The organism is Paraburkholderia suaedae, from assembly GCF_040812055.1.
Lineage (GTDB): Bacteria > Pseudomonadota > Gammaproteobacteria > Burkholderiales > Burkholderiaceae > Paraburkholderia.
In genome coordinates this window covers 90,318-112,963 of the sequence record NZ_JBFOAH010000007.1, presented here as the reverse complement: position 1 = coordinate 112,963, position 22,646 = coordinate 90,318, and the positions used below count along the sequence as shown (strand labels likewise).

At 61.7% G+C, this 22,646-nt stretch carries 15 protein-coding genes and 1 pseudogene; 2 read left to right on the top strand and 14 right to left on the bottom strand.

The annotated features are described in order from the left end of the window. Nucleotides 1-6: 6 nt before the first annotated feature. On the top strand, nt 7-1,341 hold the full coding sequence (locus ABQJ48_RS12665; RefSeq protein WP_367838360.1) for a 3-hydroxyacyl-CoA dehydrogenase: 1,335 nt from the start codon (nt 7-9) through the stop codon (nt 1,339-1,341). A gap of 130 nt (nt 1,342-1,471) precedes the next feature. Here ABQJ48_RS12665 and ABQJ48_RS12660 read toward each other — a convergent pair whose 3' ends face one another. The 10 genes from ABQJ48_RS12660 to ABQJ48_RS12615 all read right to left on the bottom strand — a co-directional run bounded on the left by ABQJ48_RS12660 (nt 1,472) and on the right by ABQJ48_RS12615 (nt 13,260). Continuing rightward, nucleotides 1,472-2,212: a GntR family transcriptional regulator gene (locus ABQJ48_RS12660; RefSeq protein WP_367838359.1), complete on the bottom strand. Its 741-nt coding sequence runs from the start codon at nt 2,210-2,212 to the stop codon at nt 1,472-1,474. Nucleotides 2,213-2,421: 209 nt separating this feature from the next. Further along, nucleotides 2,422-3,564, bottom strand: a complete 1,143-nt coding sequence (locus ABQJ48_RS12655) for a porin (protein WP_367838358.1) — start codon at nt 3,562-3,564, stop codon at nt 2,422-2,424. 68 nt (nt 3,565-3,632) lie between these two features. Then, entirely contained in the window at nt 3,633-5,027 is a 1,395-nt protein-coding gene (locus ABQJ48_RS12650) for a spinster family MFS transporter (protein ID WP_367838357.1), read from the bottom strand. A gap of 332 nt (nt 5,028-5,359) precedes the next feature. Further along, complete coding sequence (locus tag ABQJ48_RS12645) at nt 5,360-6,241, bottom strand: alpha/beta fold hydrolase (protein WP_367838356.1); 882 nt, start codon at nt 6,239-6,241, stop codon at nt 5,360-5,362. 70 nt (nt 6,242-6,311) lie between these two features. Next, nucleotides 6,312-7,544, bottom strand: a complete 1,233-nt coding sequence (gene mhpT / locus ABQJ48_RS12640) for a 3-(3-hydroxy-phenyl)propionate transporter MhpT (protein WP_367838355.1) — start codon at nt 7,542-7,544, stop codon at nt 6,312-6,314. Nucleotides 7,545-7,662: 118 nt separating this feature from the next. Next, the gene (gene dmpG, locus ABQJ48_RS12635) at nt 7,663-8,679 is read right to left on the bottom strand and encodes a 4-hydroxy-2-oxovalerate aldolase (protein ID WP_367838354.1); all 1,017 of its coding nucleotides are present in this window, start codon (nt 8,677-8,679) and stop codon (nt 7,663-7,665) included. Between the two features lie 13 nt (nt 8,680-8,692). After that, nucleotides 8,693-9,634, bottom strand: a complete 942-nt coding sequence (locus tag ABQJ48_RS12630) for an acetaldehyde dehydrogenase (acetylating) (protein ID WP_367838353.1) — start codon at nt 9,632-9,634, stop codon at nt 8,693-8,695. A 24-nt stretch (nt 9,635-9,658) separates the two neighbouring features. Continuing rightward, nucleotides 9,659-10,468, bottom strand: coding sequence for a fumarylacetoacetate hydrolase family protein (locus ABQJ48_RS12625; protein WP_367838352.1), 810 nt, complete (start codon nt 10,466-10,468; stop codon nt 9,659-9,661). Then, nucleotides 10,461-11,438 (bottom strand): 3-carboxyethylcatechol 2,3-dioxygenase, encoded by a 978-nt coding sequence (locus ABQJ48_RS12620; protein WP_367838351.1) that lies wholly within the window; start codon nt 11,436-11,438, stop codon nt 10,461-10,463. Before ABQJ48_RS12620 ends, ABQJ48_RS12625 begins: the two co-directional genes overlap by 8 nt. A 1-nt stretch (nt 11,439) precedes the next feature. Further along, entirely contained in the window at nt 11,440-13,260 is a 1,821-nt protein-coding gene (locus tag ABQJ48_RS12615) for a bifunctional 3-(3-hydroxy-phenyl)propionate/3-hydroxycinnamic acid hydroxylase (RefSeq protein ID WP_367838350.1), read from the bottom strand. 118 nt (nt 13,261-13,378) lie between these two features. Here ABQJ48_RS12615 and ABQJ48_RS12610 point away from each other — a divergent pair, with 118 nt between their 5' ends. Next, entirely contained in the window at nt 13,379-14,188 is an 810-nt protein-coding gene (locus tag ABQJ48_RS12610) for a DNA-binding transcriptional regulator (protein WP_367838484.1), read from the top strand. A gap of 93 nt (nt 14,189-14,281) precedes the next feature. On the opposite strand, the gene ABQJ48_RS12605 is transcribed toward ABQJ48_RS12610, so the two are convergent. The 4 genes and pseudogenes from ABQJ48_RS12605 to ABQJ48_RS12590 all read right to left on the bottom strand — a co-directional run. After that, nucleotides 14,282-18,337, bottom strand: coding sequence for an SET domain-containing protein-lysine N-methyltransferase (locus tag ABQJ48_RS12605; RefSeq protein ID WP_367838349.1), 4,056 nt, complete (start codon nt 18,335-18,337; stop codon nt 14,282-14,284). 466 nt (nt 18,338-18,803) lie between these two features. Beyond that, a complete protein-coding gene (locus tag ABQJ48_RS12600; RefSeq protein ID WP_367838348.1) occupies nt 18,804-19,424 on the bottom strand; it encodes a Tar ligand binding domain-containing protein in 621 nt (206 codons plus the stop codon). Between the two features lie 259 nt (nt 19,425-19,683). Continuing rightward, a complete protein-coding gene (locus tag ABQJ48_RS12595) occupies nt 19,684-20,613 on the bottom strand; it encodes a Gfo/Idh/MocA family protein (RefSeq protein ID WP_367838347.1) in 930 nt (309 codons plus the stop codon). 135 nt (nt 20,614-20,748) lie between these two features. Further along, nucleotides 20,749-21,837 (bottom strand): annotated as a pseudogene (locus ABQJ48_RS12590) (aldehyde dehydrogenase family protein); the annotation flags it as partial. Nucleotides 21,838-22,646: the final 809 nt, after the last annotated feature.

The following is a 22,646-nucleotide window of genomic DNA, read 5'->3' as shown; positions in this document are numbered from 1 at the left end:
CGAACCATGAATGCAGCAAACGAACTGAACCCGCAGGAAGCGGCCTCGCGCGAGCAGGCGCTCGCCCATGTGAAGGCCGCGGAAGAGACCGCCGCCCAGATCCCCGTCGGCGACGCGCGGCCGCGGCCGATCGCACGGTCGGCCGTGATCGGCGCCGGCACGATGGGCGGCGGCATCGCAATGGCGCTCGCGGCCGCCGGCATTCCGGTCACACTGATCGACGCGGACGAGGGTGGCCTGGCGAAGGGTCTTGCCCGCATCCGCGACAACTATGAGAACAGCGTCAAGCGTGGCAAGCTCGAACCCGCCGTGCGCGACGAACGGCTCGCGCGCATCACGGGCTCACTCTTGATTGCCGACGTGAAGAACGCCGATATCGTGATCGAAGCAGTGTTCGAGGACCTCGCGCTCAAGCAAGGCGTTTTCCGCGAACTGGACCAGTACGCGAAGCAAGGCGCCGTGCTCGCCACCAACACGTCGGGCCTCGACATCGACGAAATCGCAAAGGTCACCAGGCGCCCCGCCGATGTAGTCGGCGCGCACTTCTTCAGCCCAGCGCACGTGATGCGCCTGCTCGAAGTCGTACGCGCTGCGCAGACTGCCGACGATGTCATCGTCACGCTGATGGATCTCGGCCGCCGCATGGGGAAGGTGTCGGTCCTCGCACGCATCTATCCGGGCTTCATCGGCAACGCGCTATTTCGCAGCTACAACCGCGAGGCGCACTTCCTCGTGGAAGACGGCGCGCTGCCGCACGAGGTGGACCAGGCGCTCAAAGACTTTGGCTACGCGATGGGCATCTTCGCGGTGCACGACATGGCGGGCAACGACGTCGGCTATCAGACCCGCAAGGCGCAGATGGCGACGCGTCCGACCGACCGCCGCTGGAACGACCTGATCCTGAAACTCGTCGAGATGGGCCGTCTCGGTCAGAAGAGCGGCAAGGGCTGGTACCGTTACGACCCAGGCAGCCGCGATCCGCAGCGCGATCCCGAACTGGAGCAGTTCATCGTCGCGGAATCGGGGCGCCTGGGCATCACGCGTCGCGCCATCACGGCGGAAGAAATCATCAAGCGTTGCGTGTACGGGATGATCAACGAAGGCGCGAAGCTGCTCGAAGAGGGCGTTGCCCTGCGCGCGAGCGACATAGACGTCGTCTACGTGACAGGCTATGGCTTTCCTGCGCATCGCGGCGGCCCGATGTACTACGCGGACCAGATTGGCGTCGCGAACGTCTACCGCGACGTGCAACGATTTTATGAGGAGTACGGCTACTGGTGGAAGCCGGCGCCGCTGCTGCAAAAACTGGCCGCCACGAATGGGCGTTTCGCCGATCTCTAACCAGAGCGCGGGCCTGCAAGCGACGTTGCAGGCCCCACAACGCAGATGCGCAAATGGGCCTCGGCAATGCCGCGGCCCATTTGCAATTCAATGCGTCTTCATTGCCGATTCATTGCCGGCGACCCGTCCGTCAGTCGGTGCCCTGCTTGTTATCCGCCAGCTCGGCCGCGCTCGAGTCGCGCGACAGCGTGACCGGCGTGTCGTTGAAAAACTCCGCCGGCAAAGTCGCAAGAAACTCCGAGAAACCCGCCTCACCGCCTGGCGAATGCTGCGCCATGATCTCGGCGGCGGCGCTCTCGTCGCCCGAAAGCAGTGCCTGCGCGAGCGCTTTGTGATCGGCGATCACCTTCTCGCGCCGGCTCGGCGCAAGGAACGGCTTGGGCCGGTAACGCGAAATCAGGCGGCGAATCGAGCGGATCTGATCGGCGAGATAGTCGTTATGACAGGCCTCGCAAATCACTTCGTGAAAATCGACGTTGATGCGCGCAAAACGGCGCGCGTCGCCCTGATTCAGCGCATCGACGCCCTCGTCGATGGTGCGTTGCAGTTCGGCGCGCTGCGCATCGTTCATGCGACGCGCGGCAAGCCGCGCCGAAACGACCTCGAGTTCGCTGAGCAGTTCGAGCATGTCGCGCAATTGAGGCACCGTCATCTTCGTGACGAACACACCCTGGCGCGGCACAATCTGCACGTACTGCTGGGCAGCGAGCTGCTGCAGTGCCTCGCGGATCGGCGTGCGCGAAACGTTGAAGCGCGCGGCAAGCGCGCGCTCGTCGAGCGCCGCGCCGGGCATGAGCTCGCCTCGCTCGATTTCCGCTTCCAGGATTGCCTTGACTTCGGTCGACCGGCTCAGTTTTGGGGGCTGACTCATCGGATGGAATGCAATGGGTTGTCGAGGGCCGCGATGCGACCGGGAACGGCGTCATCGCGTAGGTCTCGATATGATACCCGTAGGTATACCACGCGCCTAGTCAGGTCCACCGCGGATAGAGAGAACGGCGTCGCACCACACGCGACGCCGCTGGGAGGCGGGCACACAGCACAGCGCTGCATCACGCCGCGTGCCGCAGAAGAGGTCCGTCAGAAGACGTGGCGAATGCCGAGCTGCGCGGCTAGCTGGTTCGAAGTGGTGGACGCAAGGTTGCCGTACAGCGAACCGCCAGGGCCCGGCACCGAGTACGGCGTCGAAACCAGAAAGTTGTCCGCGAACTTCTGGCCTGCGAAGGCATGCTGCAGGGTCCCGAACAGGTACACATCGGTACGCTTGGAGAGGCGGTAATCGACCCCCAGGCTGTAGAGGTCGTACTTGCCCAGCCTGTGCTGGTCGACGTAGGTGAAACCTCCGCCTACGGTCAGGAACGGCGAGAACCGGTAACTTGCACCGACCTCGTACGCGCCCACGGTGACGACACCAAGGGGGCTTTGCGACGCGTTCGTATAGGTGTACAGCCCGTTCAGCGAAAGCGCGTCGGTCACCTTCACCTGGCCGCCTACCGCGACCGTATAGATCGACTTCGCGTTCAGTGCCACCTGGGCCATCGTGCCGACACCGCGCGCGGCGTTCCCGCCGTCGGTCTTGGTGATGACGGCTGCCATCGAATACGGCGCGTCGAAGCTGCCAGTCGGGCTGTATTTGATGCCCCCGCTCATCACGCGGGGATTACCCGTCGGCGTGCCTGCGAAACCGTTCGGGACGTTGCTGAAACCGTACATCACCCCCGCGGCCAAGCCATGCCAGTTCGGCGTTTCATAGCGCACCATGTTGCTGACCGGCTCGCCCGCGAGACGATCGATGTCATAAGCGCCGTGGAACGCATACGAAGGCGCAAACTGCGCGACATTCGTGTAATACGAGACGTAGTCGTAGATGAAGTCGTAGTCATAGCCGGCGAGCAGCGTCCCGAAGGTCGCGCTCGACAGCCCCACGTACGCACGCCGCCCGAACAGCGCGCCGCCATGGCTTGCCGTGCCGGTGTTCAGCGAGAAGCCGTTTTCGAGTGTGAAGACCGCCTTCAGGCCGCCACCCAGGTCCTCGACACCGCGCAAGCCCCAGCGCGATGCCTGATTGATGCCATCGTCGAGCCGCCACAGCGAGTGGCCGGCCGCGTTGCTCACATACGTGATGCCGTCGTCGATGATCCCGTACAGCGTCACGCTGCTCTGCGCCTGCGCCGTGCCCGCTATGGCCGCGGCCACCGCACCGATAATCAGCTTCTTCTTCAAAACCGTCTCCTTGATGTATCGCGGGCCGTGCCGCCCGCTTCGTTCCCGTTTGCTCAGAACCGTTTGCGTCAATTGCCGCGACGCATGTGACGCGACGCGAGAAAGTAGTGGACCGACGACCAGATCAGCACCACGCTCACGGCCAGCATCGCGTAGCGGATGCCATGGGCCGACGCGTCATGGCAGGCAGCGGCGAGCTGTCCCTGCGGCGCCACTGGCAGCGCATGCGTGCCATGCGCACCGGTCGCCGCGCAAACCCGATGGAAGTTGCCCAGCGTGAACAGGTGGTCGGCGAAGCGATCGCTCAGGAAGCCGATCGCCGCCGGGCCCAGCCCCTGGCCGATCAGATTCATCAGCAGGAACACAAAAGCCGTGGCCGTGGCGCGCATGCGCGGCTCGACGATGCCGTGCACAACCGCAAAAGTGGGACCGTTCCAGGTGTTCAGCGCAATCGTGGCGGCCAGCAGCAGCCCGACGGCAACCGGCCACTCGTTCACCGTGAATGCGGTCGCAATCAGCGGGAAGCCGATCGCCGTGCCGAGCGCGGGAATCCACGCATACCAGCGGCGGTCCTTGGTGCTCGCCCAGTCCGCTGACAGCCCGCCGAGCATATTGCCGGCGATGCCGCCCACACCGATCACGAGGCCAAAGACCAGACCGGCCTGGGCATAGCCCATGCCGTAGACCCGCGTCAGGTAAACCGGAATGAACAGGTTGATGCCGAACTGCGCGAACGCGCCGATCGCGGTGCCGAGTAGCATCTGGACGAATGCCCGACTTTTCATCAGCACCGTCAGCACGTCGCGCAGCGAGGGCACCCGCGCACTCGTCAGCGCGCCGCCTTCTTCGGCCGCGCCGCGCACCGGTTCCCGCAGCGTGATCCAGGCGAGCAGGCCGAACGCGAGCCCAGGCAGGCCGACCACATAAAACACGGGCCGCCAGCCCATGTGCTGAACCATCCAGCCGCCGCCAAGCGCACCGGCGAGCACGCCGAGCGGAGGCCCGAGCGCGTAGATCGCGAGCGCGCTCGCGCGGCGGCGGGGGCCGAACTGGTCGGCAATGAGCGAGTGCGCGGTCGGCGTGCTGCCTGCCTCGCCAATGCCAACGCCCAGACGGTACGCAAGCAGTTGCCAGTACGCCCCGGCTGTGCCGCATAACGCGGTCATCACCGACCACGCCGCAATCGACAGCGCGATTAGCGTGACCCGGTTGAAGCGGTCGGCGAGCCGCGCGATCGGAAGCCCGAGCAGGGAGTAGAAGATCGAAAAAGCCAGGCCGCCAAGCAGACCGAGTTGCAGGTCGCTGAGGTTCATCTCAACCTTGATCGCCTGCCCGACGACCGCGATGATGATGCGGTCAACGAAGCTCGACGCATAGATGAGCACCAGAAGCAGCAAGAACCAGCTCCGATACCAGCCGGCGCTCGTTCCAGCTGAGACGTTACGGGCCGTCAGTTCCTTCATTTGGTTGTCTCCAGTGCCTATTTCGTATGATGTCGCGGCGACTTGTATGCCACGAAACTGTCTGTGGGATTTTTTATTGATTTTCTAGCATAACGGGGAGGGGCGCAAGAATAACCTGCAGCCAAGAGGTCATCGTTTTCCCTATCGCGATGGTGCAGACGAACGGCGAAAAAAAACCGGCGCACCGGCCGGCTTGAATGAATGTCAGGACGCCGGCCAGGCGGCCAGCTGTACGGGTGTGACGGTCTTCTCCCGCCCAGTTACGGCAAGTACACGCTCGCACCACGTCGTGCACAAGCGCGCCGACCCGCTGAATGCGCCACGCCTTTCGCTCAATGAGAGAGAAAATCCAGCACCATCCGATTAAACTTTTCGGCATGCTCCCACTGGGCCCAATGCCCGCATCGCCCGAACACATGCAGATCCGCGTGCGGCAAGCCAGCCACCAGGCGCAGCCCGACGTCCAGCGGAACAAACCGATCGTCCCGCCCCCAGATCACCAGCGTTTGCGCGGAAACCTCTCCCAGTCGCGGGCCGAAGTCATTGAACTGCTTCGGATTCGCCGCCAGACTCTTAACGAAGTTCTCCAGATGGTCTCGCCGCGCGAGCATGTTATCGAGTCGCGTTTGCATGAGATCGTCCGTCAGCGCCTTCGTATCGAAGACGAAAACATTCATCATGCGCTTGAGGTTCTCGATCGTCGGCTCGCGATACAAGCCCTGAAGCAGCTTGATCCCCTCGGTCGGCATCGGTACGAACTGACTCGGCCCGCCAGTTCCGCCGCCCATCAACACCAGCTTGCCGACGCGCTGCGGGTTTTCCAGCGCAAATGCAACCGCGCTGTGCCCGCCCATCGAGTTACCGATGATGTGTACCTGCTCGATATCCAGCGCATCCAGCAAGCCCTTCAACGAGCGCGCATTGAGCTCGGAGCGCGAGCCGTCACACACGATCGGATCGCTCCTGCTCCAGCCGAGGCAGTCCATCAGGATGACGCGATACCCGGCGTTCACGAGCGGCTCGACATTGCGATTGAAGTTGGCCCAACCGCTCGCGCCAGGACCCGAGCCGTGCAACATCACCACCGTTTCCGCGCCCTGGCCCGCGTCGTTGTAGTGCAACTGCACGTCGAGCTGACCGTCTTTGTCATCTTGCTTGATACGCACGGACCTGCTGGTCGACGCTTCGGTGACGACCGGTGCATTTGAGGTCATGTCGAATTCCTTTTCCGTGAAGAGTTGATTGGCCGCGTGCTTCTCTTAACAGTAAGCTCGCGCTGCCCTTTTACGCCGTCGCCGGTCCATAAGCAGTTGCAGACTTGCTCACGACGCGCCATGCGGCAATCGCCGCAAGCGCGATCAGCGGAATGCTCGCGCTCAGCAGCACGGTGGCGCTCTGCCCGATCGCGAGCAGCTGGCCGGCGACCAGCGGCCCGAGAATGGAACCCATGCGCCCGACGGCGACGGCCGCGCCAACACCCGTGCCGCGCACTTCTGTCGGATAGATGCTGCTTGCAAGCGCATACAGCACCGATTGCCCGCCGACGAGAAACAGACCCGCCAGCAATCCGCCGCATGCCATCGACGTACCGCCGCTCGCACCCACGAGCGCAGCCAGCGCCACCGCAATGCCCAGGTACATGCCGGCCACTGTCCGGCGGCGGCCAATCCGGTCCATCATGCTGGCGATCACAATCGCGCCGATCCCACCGCCGATGTTGAACATCATTTGCACGACGCCGGACTGCACCCGCGTGAGGCCGCGACTCAACACAAGCGACGGCAGCCAGTTGATCAGGAAATACAGCACGATCAGCGTGCCCAGATAGCTGATCCACAACGCGACGGTCGTGCCGGCGCGGCCTTCTTTCCACAGCGCCTGCGCCACACCGGGCGACGCGTCGCGCAATCCGCCGATATTCGCGCGCACCGCCACGAAATGCGCCGTCTCGCGCATGAAGATCGCCAGTAACGGCAGCACGAGCAGCGGCCCGACGCCGCCGACGTAAAAGATATGCCGCCAGCCTTCATCGCCTGGACTGACAATGCCGATGACCGCCGCAAGCGCCGCGCCGAACGGCATGCCGCAATACATCGCCCCGACAGCGGTGTTGCGCTGATGCGGCGGCGCCGCTTCCGAGCACAGCGCGATCAGATTCGGCATGGCCGCGCCGAGACCGAGACCCGTCAGAAACCGCGCCGTCAGCAGACTGTTGAGATCCCATACCTGCGTGGTCGCAATCGAGAAAATGCCGAACAGGGCCACCGAAAGCATCAAGACGCGCTTGCGGCCCAGCTTGTCGGCGAGTCGTCCGCCGATCGCCGCGCCGGGCAGCAAGCCAAGCGCGCCGATGCTGAAGGCCCAGCCCATTTGCGCAACGGCCAGATGAAATTCGCGCGCCATGCGCGGCGCTGCGACGCCGGTGGACTGCAGATCCAGTCCCTCCAGCAACGCGACGATGAGACATAACCCAACTGTGACGGCACTGCTTGTCCGAGTGTTGATTGATCGCTGCATAAAAGTCTCCGATGTGTTTTCAGCATCGCTCTTGATGGCGATTGCGCTGTGGTGGCGCTGTGGTGGCGCTGTGGTGGCATTGACACCACCGAAGGCGCCGTCCGTTTCAACAGGAACGTCACACGCCCGCTGTCCGCTTCAGATCGAGCGCGACGTCGACGATCATGTCTTCCTGCCCGCCGACCATGCGGCGCTTGCCGAGTTCGACGAGAATGTCCACGGTCTTCAGACCGTACTTCTTGGCGGCCACTTCCGAGTGGCGCAGAAAGCTCGAATACACGCCGGCATAACCCAGCGCAAGCGTTTCGCGATCGACGCGCACCGGACGGTCCTGCAACGGACGCACGATGTCGTCGGCGGCGTCCATCAGCGTGTAAAGATCGGTACCGTGGTTCCAGCCCATACGCTCGGCCGCCGCAATGAAGACTTCGAGCGGCGCGTTGCCGGCGCCCGCACCCATCCCCGCGAGCGACGCGTCGATACGGTCGCAGCCCTCCTCCACCGCGACAATGGAGTTCGCCACACCCAGCGACAGGTTGTGGTGCGCGTGCATGCCGGTCTGCGTGTCGGACTTGAGCACAGCCTTCAACGCGCGAAAACGTGCGCGCACGTCGTTCATGGTGAGCGCTCCGCCCGAATCGACCACGTAAATGCAGGTGGCACCGTAGCTTTCCATCTTTTTTGCTTCGACCGCGAGGTTTTCCGGCGTGGTCATATGGCTCATCATCAGGAAGCCCACTGTGTCCATGCCGAGTTCGCGTGCGTATTCGATGTGCTGCTTCGAGATGTCTGCCTCGGTGCAATGCGTGGCGACGCGAACGATCCGCGCGCCTGCCTGATAGGCCGCCTTCAGATCGTGGATCGTGCCGATGCCGGGCAGCAGCAGTGTCGCGATCTGCGCATGCGTGAGCACGTCGGCCACCGCCTCGATCCATTCGAGGTCGCTATGTGCGCCAAAGCCGTAGTTGAAGCTCGACCCTTGCAGTCCGTCGCCGTGTGCGACTTCGATGCTGTCCACCCTGGCTTTGTCGAGCGCGCGGGCAATCTGCTGCACGTTGTCGATCGAATACTGATGGCGGATTGCGTGACTGCCATCGCGCAGCGTCACGTCGGAGATATACAGCTTCTTGTCCATACGAAAAGTCTCCTTAAGCCTGCACGAGCGATTGCGCCATGCGCTCGGCAGTCGCGAGCGCGGCCGAGGTCATGATGTCGAGGTTGCCGGCATAGGCGGGCAGATAGTGAGCGGCGCCTTGCACCTCGATGAACACCGAGGTTTTCAATCCGCTGAAGCGGCCAAGGCCGGGTAGGGTCAGCGGCGCATCGGCGGGAATCACGTCGAATTGCACCTTCTGCTTTAAGCGGTAGCCCGGCACGTACGCGTGAACCGCCCCGACCATCGCCTCGATCGACGCTTCCACTTGCGCCTCGTCCGCGAGTTCGGAGAGCACGTACACGGTGTCGCGCATCATCACCGGCGGCTCGGCCGGATTGAGCACGATGATGGCCTTGCCTCTCGCCGCGCCGCCGACCGCTTCGATGGCCTTCGAGGTGGTTTCCGTGAATTCGTCGATATTCGCGCGCGTGCCGGGACCGGCGGACTTGCTGCTGATCGACGCGACGATCTCCGCATAGTGGACCTTGGCCACACGCGACACGGCCGCGACCATCGGAATCGTCGCCTGCCCGCCGCAGGTCACCATGTTCACGTTGAGCGCGTCGAGATGTTCATCCAGGTTCACCACCGGCACGCAGTACGGACCAATTGCCGCGGGCGTCAGGTCGATCAGGCGGATGCCGGGTTTGAGCGCACGCAGGAATGCATCGTTTTTCACATGCGCGCCGGCCGAGGTCGCGTCGAATACGAAATCGATGTCGTCGAACACGGGCAGACGCGTCAGTCCTTCGACGCCTTCGTGTGTGGTCGCCACGCCGAGACGCGCGGCGCGCGCCAGGCCATCGGAGGCGGCGTCGATACCGACCATTGCCGCCACTTGCAGATGCTGGCTGTTGCGCATGATCTTGATCATCAGATCGGTGCCGATGTTGCCCGAGCCGATGATCGCGGCTTTGAGTTTTTCGCTTGCCATGTCAGTCCTCGAACGAGTGCTTGCTTATGCGGAGAAAGTCGCGCGAACGCTGCCGAGGCCGTCGATCTGCGCGCCGAAGGTGCCCGGCTGAGTCACCGCGACCATTGGACCGAGGGCGCCGGTCATCAGCACGTCGCCGGCTCGCAGCGGTGTGCCGAGCCGGACCATCCGGTCCGCGAGCCACGCGGCGGCGTTCAGCGGATTGCCAAGGCACGCGAAACCGTTGCCGCGCGACAGCACCTCGGTTTCATTCGACAGCGTCATCGTGCAGGCGGCCAGATCGATGTCGCGCAGCAGCACCGGACGGCTGCCAAGTACGAAGCGCGCACTGGATGCGTTATCGGCGACGGTGTCGACGAAGCGGATATTCCAGCCTTCGATACGGCTATCCACGACTTCGATGGATGCCACTGCATAGGCCGTCGCGCGGATCAGGTCGGCGTAAGTATGTTTTTCGTGGGTGAGATCGTGTTCGAGCACCAGCGCGATTTCCGCTTCTACTTTCGGCTGAATCAATTCGCCGAGCGCAATGGGCTGGTTGTCGCCGTATGCCATCGACGCGAACAGCGCGCCGAAATCCGGCTGATCGACGCCGAGCTGGCGTTGCACCGCAGGCGAGGTCAGCCCAATCTTGCGCCCGACGATGCGCTCGCCCGCCGCCACCCGCGCGTCGACGTTGACTTGCTGCACGGCATAGGCAAGCTCGGCCGCCTTTGCGGCGTTCGCGGCTTGCGCGAGGCCAGCGTCATCGCGCAGCGGCGCGACGGTTCGACGCGTGAGTTCGGATTCGCGCAAGCGCAGCGCCAGTGCTTCGACGTAGCTTCGATCATTCATGGTGTGTTCCCCGATTCAGTTGGACGGTTCCGGCAACGGGCGACGCGTGCATCGCGCCGAAGCCCGCGATCCACTCGGGAATCGGCCGGTAATAGTCGAGCGTCGCGCGATACGGCCCGAACGCGTTCAGCGCACCGAAGGCCGCGACCCAGGTGCGGATCTCGTGAGCGGACTTGCCGGCCTCGCGCGTAATGGCGTTGTCGGTGAGGCCGTCGAGCGCGGTCAGCTCGCCCTCCTCGAGCAGCTTCAGGAAGGCACGGTCCCACTCTGGATTGAGCGCATGCAAAGGGCTGTCGCCCGCGGTGAATGCGCGCGCGGCGGCCACCGTGCGCGCCTGCCGCGCCGCCCTCGATTCGGCGGAAGGATTGCGGCCGGCAATGAGGCGCTCCGCGACTTCCTCGCTCGCGCCCGCGAGTTCCGGGACCGGCGGCTCATGCGAGATGCCGCCCGAGCCGATGACGAGCACGCGTTTGTTCGAGCGCGCGAGCGCGCGTCCCACTGCATCGCCGAGCAGCCGCGCGCGGCGGCACGAGGCCATTGGCGCAGCGACTGAATTGATGAAGATCGGCACAACCGGATAACGATCGAGGCCGCCCGTGAGAATCTCCAGTGCCTGTGCGCAACCGTGATCGACCTGCATCCGGTAGGACAGCGCAACGTCGACGTCGCTAGCCAGCACGCACTCGGCAAGTTCCAGCGCGGTATCGGCGGGCACAGCGAGCGGACCGGCCAGGCTTTTGAAGTCGCCAATCGCGCTCGCCGACGCGCCGATACAGAACGGCGGCATCACGTCGTAGAAAAAGCCGTTGTAGTGGTCCGGAGCGAACACTACGACGAGTTCGGGATCGAAGGCCACGACCCGCGCACGCGCCGCCGCCTGGATGCGCTCCACTTCCGCGACGATCTGCGGTGCGGGGTCGTAGTAGCCGGTAAGCGGCGTGTGCGACAGACATTCGAGCAGCATCGCCATATCAGGCTCCCGCCGCTGCTGCAACGCCGCTTTCGCATACGGCAGTGGCGTCGGCAGTCACCAACGACAGTTTTCCGGCGAGCTCGCCGATACACGCGGACACCTGCTGCGGTGTACACATGCCCGCAACAAACCGATCCGGACGCAACAGCACGACAGATTCGGGCACGCGCGCAAACCACTCTTTCATGCGACCGTTCACGTCGCCGAGGGCGATCACGCCATCGGGCACATCATCGTGATAACCCAGTTGCGTGTCGGGTTTGGCGAGCACGAAACAGCCGCCCAGCCGCTGCCAGATTTCACGCGCTGCAGGCGTCAGGCCGAACGTCGGATTAGAACCCCAGCCGATGATGGCGAAGCGATTTCCCAACACATCGTCGAGGCGCACCACGTTGCCCTCCACCGTGCGCACCCGTGGCTGGATGAACATGCGGCCCACCAGCGAGTGACACAGCGGATCGCGGCCGTACACGAGCCGGCCCAGAAGCGACTCGCGCTTTTCGCTCATCAGTCCGAGCAGGCGTCCGGGCGCCGAGTGACCGGATCGTTCGAGCACGCGCGCCAGCACGCCATGTTGGTGTTTGCGTTCGGGGAGCAGCACCACGCCGGACTCATAGCGCGGCATCGGCTTGAAACGCATTTCGACGAAGTAGCGTTTGACTGCCGGAAACAGGTTGAACGTCCGCACGAAAGCGTCGCGGAACCTGATCCCGAAACGGCTCGTCGGCGCGAAAATATCGCCCGCCACTTCCGACAGATGGATCATCGACCGGGCATGCGCGCGGCGTTCAGCCGTGTATGTGTCGAGCAGCGCGTCGGCCGCGAGTCCCTTGACCACCATCGCCAGCTTCCAGCCGAGGTTGCTTGCATCGCGAATGCCGCTGTTGTAACCCTGCCCTTGCCAGACCGGCATGATGTGCGCGGCGTCGCCCGCAAGCAGCACGCGGTCCATGCGAAACGTGCTGGCAAGGCGCGCGTTGTGGGTATAAACGCGTTTGCGGATGTAGTCGACCTTGCCGGGATCGGCCTCTGCCTTGCGGATCAGCGCGGCCATGTTCTCCGGCTTCGACAGTTCCTCTTCGGTTTCGCCAGGCATCACCATGAACTCGAAGCGACGGATACCGTGCGGCAAAGCGGCCGATACATAAGGCCGTTTCGGATCGCAATGCAGGTAGACGTGCGGCGAGCCGACCGGGTCGTTGCGCACGTCCACCACGATCCATTGATTCGGCTTCGTGCGCCCTTCGAACGGCACGTCGAGCATGCGGCGAACCAGACTGTTGCCGCCATCCGCGCCGACCACGTACTTCGCGCGAATCGTTCGCAGGCCGCCTCTCGCGCGTTCGGCTTCGATCGTCACCCCCGACGGGTCTTGCGTCAATGAAGTCAGGCTGTGACCGAACAGCACGTCGACATGCGGGAAACGGCGCAGCCCTTCGTACAACACACGATCCGCAAGCGGTTGAATGAACGCATTGCGGCGCGACCAGCCGAACTCGTCGGTGCGCGGTTCGATCGAGGCGAAGCAGTGGCCGGTGTGCGTGACGAAACGCATCCAGTGGTCGGGGGTGGTATGCGGCAACAGCGCGTCGACGAGCCCGACGGACTGGAATACGCGCAACGCTTCATCGTCGAGGCCGATGGCTCGCGGGTAGTCGATGATCTCGTCGAGTTTCTCGACGAGGACGACGCGCACGCGCTGCAAGCCCAGATAATTGGCGATCATCAGGCCGACGGGTCCCGCGCCGATAATCGCAACGTCAGCAGACACCGACTCGCTCTCTTCGCTAGCGGCCGACGGATTGATAGGTGCGAGCATGGTTCGCGTCTCCTTGAATCGTTTGATTTGCAGGCAGTCTATGGCCGCGAAAGCCACGGCTCAACATTTTGTGAAAAATGTGCATAGAATGCACATGTCTGATTCGACTAAGGTTTTCATGGCCAAGTACACGAATGTGCGAGGACTCGCACGCGGCCTGCAAGTGCTTCGGGCGCTCAATGAGATGGAGAGTGGCCGTGCCAGCAGCCAGCAGATCAGCGAGATGACGGGGCTGCATCGAACCACCGTGCGACGGCTGCTCGAAACGTTGATGGAGGAAGGGTTCGTGCGACGCAGTGCGTCGGACGACAGCTTTCGTCTGACGCTTCAGGTTCGGTCATTGAGCGAGGGCTTTACCGACAGCGAACGAATCGCAACCATCGCACCGCCCGTCATGGGGCGGCTTTTGCAGCGCGTGGCATGGCCTTCGGATCTGACCACGCCGGATGGCGACGCGATGATCATCCGTGAGACCACGCACCGCTTCAGTCCGCTGTCGTTTCACCGCTCCATGGTGGGGCGGCGCTTGCCCATTCTGCTGACAGCAGCGGGGCGGGCCTACTTTGCGATGTGCCCTGACGGTGAGCGAGAGGACATTCTCGATCTGCTGCGCTCGGGTGCTGGCGGCGAAGAGCAAAAAGCGATTGCGTCAAACGATGCGCTGGTTAAAAGGCTGGTGCGCCGTGTCCGAGCGGATGGCTTCGGCTCCAACCATGGCGATTGGGCCGCTCAGAGCAAGATCGGTGCGGTCGCGGTCGCGATCGTCTCGCACGAACGCGTACTCGCAAGCCTGAATGTAGTGTTTCTTTCTCGAGCCGTGACCCTCGCGGAAGCAAACCGGCGCTTCGTGCCGCACCTTCAGCGTGCCGCGCAGGAAATGGTCGAGGCGCTGGACAGTGAAGAAGCGGCAGGCAAGGATGAGGGTTGAACTGTTCGCATCGCATGTCGCATGTGATTGGCAAGCTGTCAGGCTAAGTCGGCCAGTCAAGCCCTCATCTGCTCTATTTCCTCTTGATCTCGTTCAATCTGCGTGAGGTTCGTCTCCGGACCTCGACCCTTCGGAAACAGGTTCGTCTGCCGCTCGCCAGGAGCCACTCGGGTTGTACTCGTCCCCATAGTTCACCAAGAGCTCATCTCCCGCCCTGATTTCCTTGAGAGCGACATAAAAGGTCAGATTTTTCCCCACCCTGATTGCCCCCAGGTTGTTCTTCGCCAGGGACGCCTCCGCGGACGCGCCTGGCAGCTGGCTTGTGTTGATCAGACTCAACGTATTGCCATGCGTAAACCCACTCACAGACCGCCGGCCCGAATTTGTCGACCACAGATACGTCAGCACACGCTCATCGCCCAGTTTAGCCATCTCCGCTGCCAACGACGCGTCGGTATCGTGCAGTACACCGGCATAGGGACCTATTACCTCGAATTGCCTGATATCGCGCCTGGCGTAAGCCGACATGCCCCTGTTTGGGCCATCATCCAAAGGAATGCGCAAATCAATCAGGTCCTCAAACTTACCCTTATGATTGCCTTCGCTCCTCAGCCACTCATGCACCTCCCGGACTATCTCCTGTTTTACCCGCTTCTGTTCGGACGCTGGAAGATTTGCAAATTCTTCACGCAAATCGGCCCAGTTGGTCACCGCAATACGGTCGATCGGCCCCTCAGCCTCTTGAAGTACACTGCGCGCTGGATCGGCCGGACTCCTAAGTATCGGGCCGTTGTCATCAATTTCGTGGCGAATGAATCCGGGATCATAAGGCTCTGTTTTTATGGTGATATTTTCACCCACAGAGGGTCCTTCTTTAAGCTTACGATTCAGAACTAGCTGTCCATACTGTCTGATCGTCCCATCGGCAGCAACGGCGTTCCGCCAGCTAATGAACCGGACACTGTTATCACTGGCGAACCTGGCCATGCCAATTTTATCGCGCTCCGCCTGTGGCATAGCGCACCACTTATTGATGAGGTCGGCGGTGACGGGACCGTATTGGGCTCCGGTGGTACGGTCCAGAATGGCCTGCCCTTGTGGTCTGATCGTCCCATCCGCACCCACGCTGCTCCTCCAGGTATTGAAACTCAGATTGTTATCTCGGGCGAATTTCGCCATGCCAGTTTTACCGCGCTCCGCCTGTGGCATATCGTGCCACTTTTTGATGAGGTCGGCGGTGGGGCGACGGTGTTGGACTCCGGTGGCTCGGTCCAGAGTGGCCTGCCCTCCTGGTCTGACCGTCCCATCGGCATTAACAGCGTGCTGCCAGCTAGCTAAACTGAGATTGTGATCGCGGGCGAATTGTGAGCTGCCAATTTTATTGCGCTCCGCCTGCGGCATAGCGCACCAATCATTGATGAGTTCGGCGGTGACGGGACTGTATTGGGCTCGGGTTGCACGGTCACGGTCCAGAATTGCCTGCCCTCGCGGTTTGACCGTCCCATCGGCATTAACAGAGCGCTGCCAGCTTTCTAAACTGAGATTGCGATCGCGGGCGAATTCCACCCTGCCAATTTTATCGCGCTCCGCCTGCGGCATAGTGCGCCACTCATTGATGAGTTCGGTGGTGATGGGACTGTAGTGGGCTCGGGTGGCATGGTCGCAGTCCCGAATTGCCTGCCCTCGCGCTCTGATCTTTCCGTTGGCAGTAACGGCGCCCACCCAGCTACCTGAACTGAGATTGTTACGGCGGGCAAATTCCGCCATGCCAATTTTATCGCGCTCCGCCTGCGGCATATCGCACCACTTATTGATGTGGTCGGCAGTGACGGGACTGTACTTCTTCGCGTTCCCCTGGCTCTGGCTCGATGGACCGGCCTTCGAAATTGAACTGTTGCTGGAGCTGGCTGTAGTACCAGGAATGTTGTCTGGACGGGATATTTTAGTACGCGGTGACGCCTCTGTTGCATCGACGGGCCCGGATGCATTATCTCCAGACGGCGCAGGCCTCTTGATACCTGACGGTCCGGGCTGTGGTGACCGATTCCCAGCGTTAGGGACGTTCATTTCTGTTCCACCCGGGCCAGGAATTCTGGGGGGTTCTATTGGTCCCAAAGGATAGCCGACCTGCCCATTGACACGCTGTGGTGGTGTAAATTTGAATTCACTCGTTCCCGGATTAAGTTTCCATTCTGTATCACGGATACTGGATGAATTGAATACGGAAGGCGATTTGCCAAACGTTGATTCCGCCAGGCCGGGGGCCAAGTCGTGCACCACGTTCAAGCCCGATATGATCGCTCCTGCATTGCCGCCAACGCGATCTTGCTCTGTCAGGCCATGGAGGCCGTCATGAACTCCGAAGACAAGACCGCCAACGCCGCCGACAATGGGTAGGTAGCTGAATGTGTTACCCCAAAACTCCTTTGCCGATTTCCAGTTTCGCTGTGCAGCGCCGAATACCTCTGTTTGATCTGCCCATCTGGCGTTATTGGCATTCACAACCTGATATTGGGATGCAATGCCAGTCTCATCGTTGTCGCCGGCACCTGCTGTTAAATTGCCATACTTCAGCTGATAATCGCCGCCTCGCGATCGAGTGTAATTAAATAATTCCCGGACAGGAATTCTTTGGTCGGAGACCAGATTCTTATATCCATAGTAAGTGGCTTCGTTCCCCGCAATCAGTTTGTCGAGAGCCTCGTCCGCTTTAGGCCAATGCGCATCCCTGCCTCCCTGCCTGTCGCTATCATTGAAACTCTGAAGCAGGTTGCCACGGTTGTTTTTAGCCCACCATGCAAAGTCGTCGTCCCCATGGATTTCACTGACGCTGCCTCGATTCAGATCCATCATCAAGCCTTGATTGGGACGATTCTCGTCATTGCCTTCATACGGCTTGTAAGGGATAAATGCATGCCCTGCCAACGGATAGCCGTATACGTTGGGAATAATGACTTGCCCATTTTTGTCCAGCGTTCGACTTATGGCCTGTTGGCCTTCGGGGCTCAATTGTTTGAAAGCGGCCCGGTCGGACTGCAGGCCTTGCAGCGTTGCCCGAACAGCATACGCATCCGCTTTTCCGGAGCGTATCGCCAACACTTGATAGCCCCGCATGGGTTCAGAGACATCCTGCTCCCAGTGAGCCTGCAGCTTGGTGCCAAGGGATTCCAGGTCCTTGATCCTGGCGTGGTCTGCTGCGGCGATTTTCGTGTCTGAGGAAGCGAGTATGCCGCCCTTTTCTGGCCTGTCGTGTTCGAGAACCCCTGCGGCGATTTCCCATGCCTCGTAGGTGCGTTCATCAACCCGATCCTGATGTTTGAATCCTCCCGGAGGGTGGACGAAGTGAGGAAATGCTACTGTAATTCTTTCGTGAGGATCGTAGCCGGCAGCCATCAAGCCGCCGCTGAAATAACCCAAGGGTGTCAAGAAAGCGCGAGCGTTCAGGAAATTGACGTTTCTTTGCGCTTCGCTGCCGCTTTCTATCTCGGCAATCCGTGTCTTCACGCGTCGGGTATAGTCCTCTACCCGCTTTTCGCGTTGGGGCAAAGAGTAGCTCGAACTGGGTTGCAATACCTCGTTCGTCCCAAAGATCGTGAATGTCTGGGTATTTCCGCTGGCGACAGATGTTTCGTTGGTCTGATTGAGTGGGGGATGGGCATGATCGATGCTGCCGGGCTCAATGCTATGTGTGAGTGAAGGAACAGTTGTATCGGCCTCTCTCCTGTTACGGGAAACAATGCTGGTATTCAGGAATGCGGGTTTATCGGCCCCCGGCGGCTGCGGATGAAGAGAACCCTGCAAACCCGGCTTGTCCCGATCTGAAAAGGTGAATAAAGGAATCATCCTGTTTTGGGCACCATTCTCTCCAGTGGTATTGCGAGCTCCAGGAAAGGGGGAAGCGTTCGCGCCGGGCGATAGATAGGAAAGTTTCTGTGCTGTACCCAGCCTGTCGGGCGATTGGGCACTTTGGTTCGCGGACGTGTCTCGCATCGTTAATTGTTGCTGTTTTGCAGGGATATCAGGCTTGGGAGAAACAGATAGACTTCGTTGGCTGCGCGCGGGTTGCGGGGAAGGCTTTTTCGCCTTGTCGTCATTGGAGTCGGCACAGGCGTAATTTTGAGTCACAGAACCGTTATTTTTTATTTCCATGATACGCTCCGGGTCAATCAATATTCGGTTGTTCGGTCTGGGTATTCAACTTCCTTTTGCTGAGGCGTTTCTAGAACAAACAGTTTTTTGAATGATGGTTACAGTGACGACTCAGGCTCGATTCAGTACCACTGACCGTTCGGTGATGCCAGTTGTTGCTATCGGTTGAACAAACGTTCAGGAAAGACTTGCCATGCTACCTCCTTCAAAGCGATTTGTATCACGCGTTGAATTGACGTCGTATTGACCAGGCGTAGTGTTGGGCTTTTGCGGGTCTCATGCCGGGTCAGCAGATGACGGTGCCGCCTGAAGGGCAGCCATCGTCAGCTTGGCAATGAGGTAACCAGAGATTGAAAGATGACGGTGTTTTCCACGACATGCCTCCATTGCGATACTGAGAACCTGAGCTTCTTCAGGCCGTCAGAGAGAGTCTAGTCTCTCGTTCCCGGGTCTTTGCGATATCCCGTTACGCGAAATGTGGCTGGTGGCCCGCCTGTGCAGTTTGACCTCTCCCCTCCGAGGTACCCCACACCAAAGTTATTGGCAAGGCCGCAGGCGGAACCTCGCCACGAAGAAGTCGCGGGGTTCCCTCATCTGGGTGTTGAAGGGAGTCGAAGCGTGGGTTCTGCGTTTCTTTGCCCTGCAGTTCCTTGAAGCGCCCGAAGTTCATGTGCTCGAACGCCTCGAGTCCCGGCAGCACCGCGTTGTCGAGGACTGTACGACGTTGTTTCTTCAACTGCGTGGCGGCCGGTGATTGCGTGTATTGCGACTGCAGCGAAAGAAAACTGGCGAACTGGCGATCGGAGTCGCGAATGTCCAGGCGTGCTGCATCCAGCAGCGCGGGTTCGGGATCCACTAAGCCGTACAACGCATGGTAGCTGTTGAGCGAGACACGTGCGCGCTGAAGCAGTGCATCGCTGGTCTTGAGCGCGACCAAAGCACTCGTATCTGTTTCGTACATTTCACGCAGGGCGTCATTGCCCAGTTTCAACGCCACGATGCCTGCAACGCTCCCGACGGCGAGGATGATGACGAACCCTGCGATCACGAGCGTCATACCCGCACGGATAGTCAAACCTTTGAACATGCACGCCCCGTTATGTAGCGACCTGGCAGATCCTGTGCGGCTCGGCCAGAATCGTTCACCGCGCCTGTCCTACTGCGGTAAGTTCTTGTTGTGAATAAACACGAGCGGGCGATCCGCGACGCCAGCCAAAACCGGAGCGAACTCTCGCTGGGCGCGACGAACACCCAGCTTGGAACCAATGGATGCGTACTGCTTCGTTGTACTGAACCGTTGCGTAGGTATTGCGGTGACGCTCGTTTTTGGTTTGCGGCGTCAGCGCCTACCGACCGAACGCCTCGACTTCGACATGCCGTCCGAGCAGGAACGCATCGGCGACGAGGCGCAACGGGCGCACGTCCACGTCGTGCGCGCCATGCGCAATCAATCCGTGAAAGCGTTCGTAGAGCGCCGGATATTCACGCTCACTTTCCAGCACGACGGGTTCGCCTGCAATCGAAAGACGTTTGCCGCCTTCCGCGATCGACAGCAAACCATCGGCGGTTTCGACGTCGATCTCCCATTGTTCGACCGGACCGTGGCGCCAGTCGAACTCGGCGCGCAGAGTTACGCCTTCTGTGTCGACGCAATCGAGTTCGGCCGCTATGGGCGTCGACGCATCGCGTGGCACTAACAGTTGTGCGCCCCGCAGCATGATTTCGCGCGGCATAATGTGCGTGACGATCGACAGCGCATTGATGCCCGGATCGAATACGCCAAGGCCGCCCGGCTCCCAGATCCATTGCTGGCCCGGATGCCAGCGCCGCACGTCCTCCTTCCAGCGCACGTGCACGGAGCGGATCGTGCGTTCCCGAAGCCAGGCGCGCGCCGGCTCCACGGCACTTGCATAGCGCGAGTGCCACGTGGCAAAGAGCGTGCATCCCCGCTCGCGCGCCAGCACCCGCAAAGCTTCGACCTCGCTCACGCTCGCCCCAGGGGGTTTTTCGAGCATCACATGCTTGCCGGCTTCCAGCGCCGCGCGGGCCTGCGCGTAGCGAACCTGCGGCGGTGTGCACAGTGAAACGGCGTCGAGATCGGTCTCGGCCGCGAGCAGCGCATCGAGGTCCGGGTAGTTGCGCACGTGCTCTACCTGCGCGCTGCGGCTCGCGCACGCGACCAGTGCGAAGCCCGGGTTCGCCGCGATAGCAGGCAGATGCTGGTCGCGCGCGATCTTGCCGATGCCGGCAACGGCCAGCGTGAAAGTCGACTTCATGGTGTTTCTCCGTCAAATGTTTGCCGAGCCGGCGCGATTCACGACAGGCAGTTGTGTCGGCCTGCGGCGCGGCGTTACAGTGCGCGCGGCGTTTCGGGTTTGCCCGCAAAGCGGCGCCTGACGTTCAGCGGATTGCCGTCGCGCAGCGCGTCGGGCAACAGCCATGAGACGCTCGATGCCGTGCTCATATGCGCGCAGAATGCCTGCCGAGAGCATTACGCCAGCAGGCGCGGCGCTGAATTCGCGCGCGGCTTGTGCGGCGAAGGCGTCTAACGCTGCGCCCGCAAGGCCAACCATCAAGCCCGGATTCGTGCAGAACTGGCCGCAACCGAGCGTCGCGGACGCGACGAATTCGCGCGCGAGCGTTTCGCCGCGCGCGGCTAGCGCGCCGGGCAACAGCAGATTCGGATTCACGCTGCTCATTTCTGCGTAGACCGGGATGGGTTCGGCACGCGCTGCGGCAAGCCGCACGAGCGCGAGGCCGCCCGCGCGCGAACCGGTGAAGCCCACCGCGCGGATCGCCGGATGCTGTACCAGCGCGCTGCCGACTCGGTGGCCTGCGTCGAACAGAAGCGCGAAGACACCCGCAGGCAACCCGGCTGCCGCGACGGCCTCCTGAATCGCGCGCGCGACGAGTTCGGATGTGCCCGGATGCGCGGGATGTGCCTTCACGACGACGGGACAGCCCGCGGCTAGCGCCGAGGCCGTATCGCCGCCGGCCACCGAAAATGCCAGAGGAAAATTGCTCGCGCCGAACACCGCGACGGGGCCCACGCCGATGCGCCAGAAGCGCAGCTCGGTGCGCGGCGGCTGGCGCTCGGGCAGCGCAGGCTCGATGCGCGCGTCGAGCGCGTCGCCGCTGCGCACCAGCGTCGCGAACATGCGCAGTTGATGAGCGGTGCGGGCGCGCTCGCCTTCGAGCCGCGCGCGCGGCAGGCCGCTTTCGCGCATCGCGCGTTCGATCAGTGGATCGCCCAATGCTTCGATGCGTGCTGCGCAGTCGTCGAGGAATTGCGCGCGCTTTTCGGTGGGCAGTGCGCGATACAGGTCGAACGCTTCGTCCGCGAGTTCGCAGGCCGCATCGACATCCGCGGTCGTTGCACTATGGAAAACCGGCTGCGCGATGGGCTCGTTCGTCGCGGCGTCCAGCGCCTGGAACGGCGCGCCCGCGCCGCGCCTCGTCGAGCCCGCGATCAGCAGTTCTCCCGTCAGTTGCGTCGTCATGCCTTTCTTTACTCCAATTAGTGCACGTGGCGCAGCACGGCTGCGCCGGGCTTGCCCACGAGAATATCCCCGTCGCCAGATTTGCGTGCAGTTTAAGGACCGGGCCGATAACCTACCAATGAAAGTTTGGCTGTTTGACATACCTGCTCGGATATCGGTGTAAACGCCTAACGGGTCCCGGATAGGCTCAGTACCGTGCCTGACGATGCAGCTTGACGTTCAATGCCGGCCCGGACTTACGCCGAAAATAACGTTTAGTTCTTCATGAGCGAGTCGGTCCTTCGAAGGGCGGCGTCGGCGACTGGCCGCTGGCAAAGAAGCCATTGCGATTGCACCGCAGGCGGTATGGAAAGCTGATTTGAGGTTGAGGCGTAGGCGCTTGTGGTTGACCGTTAGTTGCGCTTTGTCGGGGCGGGTCGCCCCTCAGTAGGGAGCTTTTCGAGGTTGCAAAGGCCAGTGAGCGGACGCGCTTCAGACTTCGTCGCGCCGAGAGATCGCCAACGAACCGAAGGCAGAGCAAAAGCAGAAGCAGAAGCAACTTGCCTGGCGTGGCCGACGGTGGCACCGCGTTGATATTGAGCAGATCCGGTCGAACGTACCGCCAAGTCTTTCCGTCGTCTCTATCTGTTGAACCAGCGTTTCACTCCAGCCGAACGGACTCCGCCCGTGTACGATATAAGCGGTAGCGCATGAGTTTCGGGAGGCGACATGAACGCGAACGCGGTGTGTCCGCTGCACGGACCAACGACCATCATCCGCACGAATGCATACGGGTTTCCGGTGTATGCCTGCTGCTGCGACGACGTCAC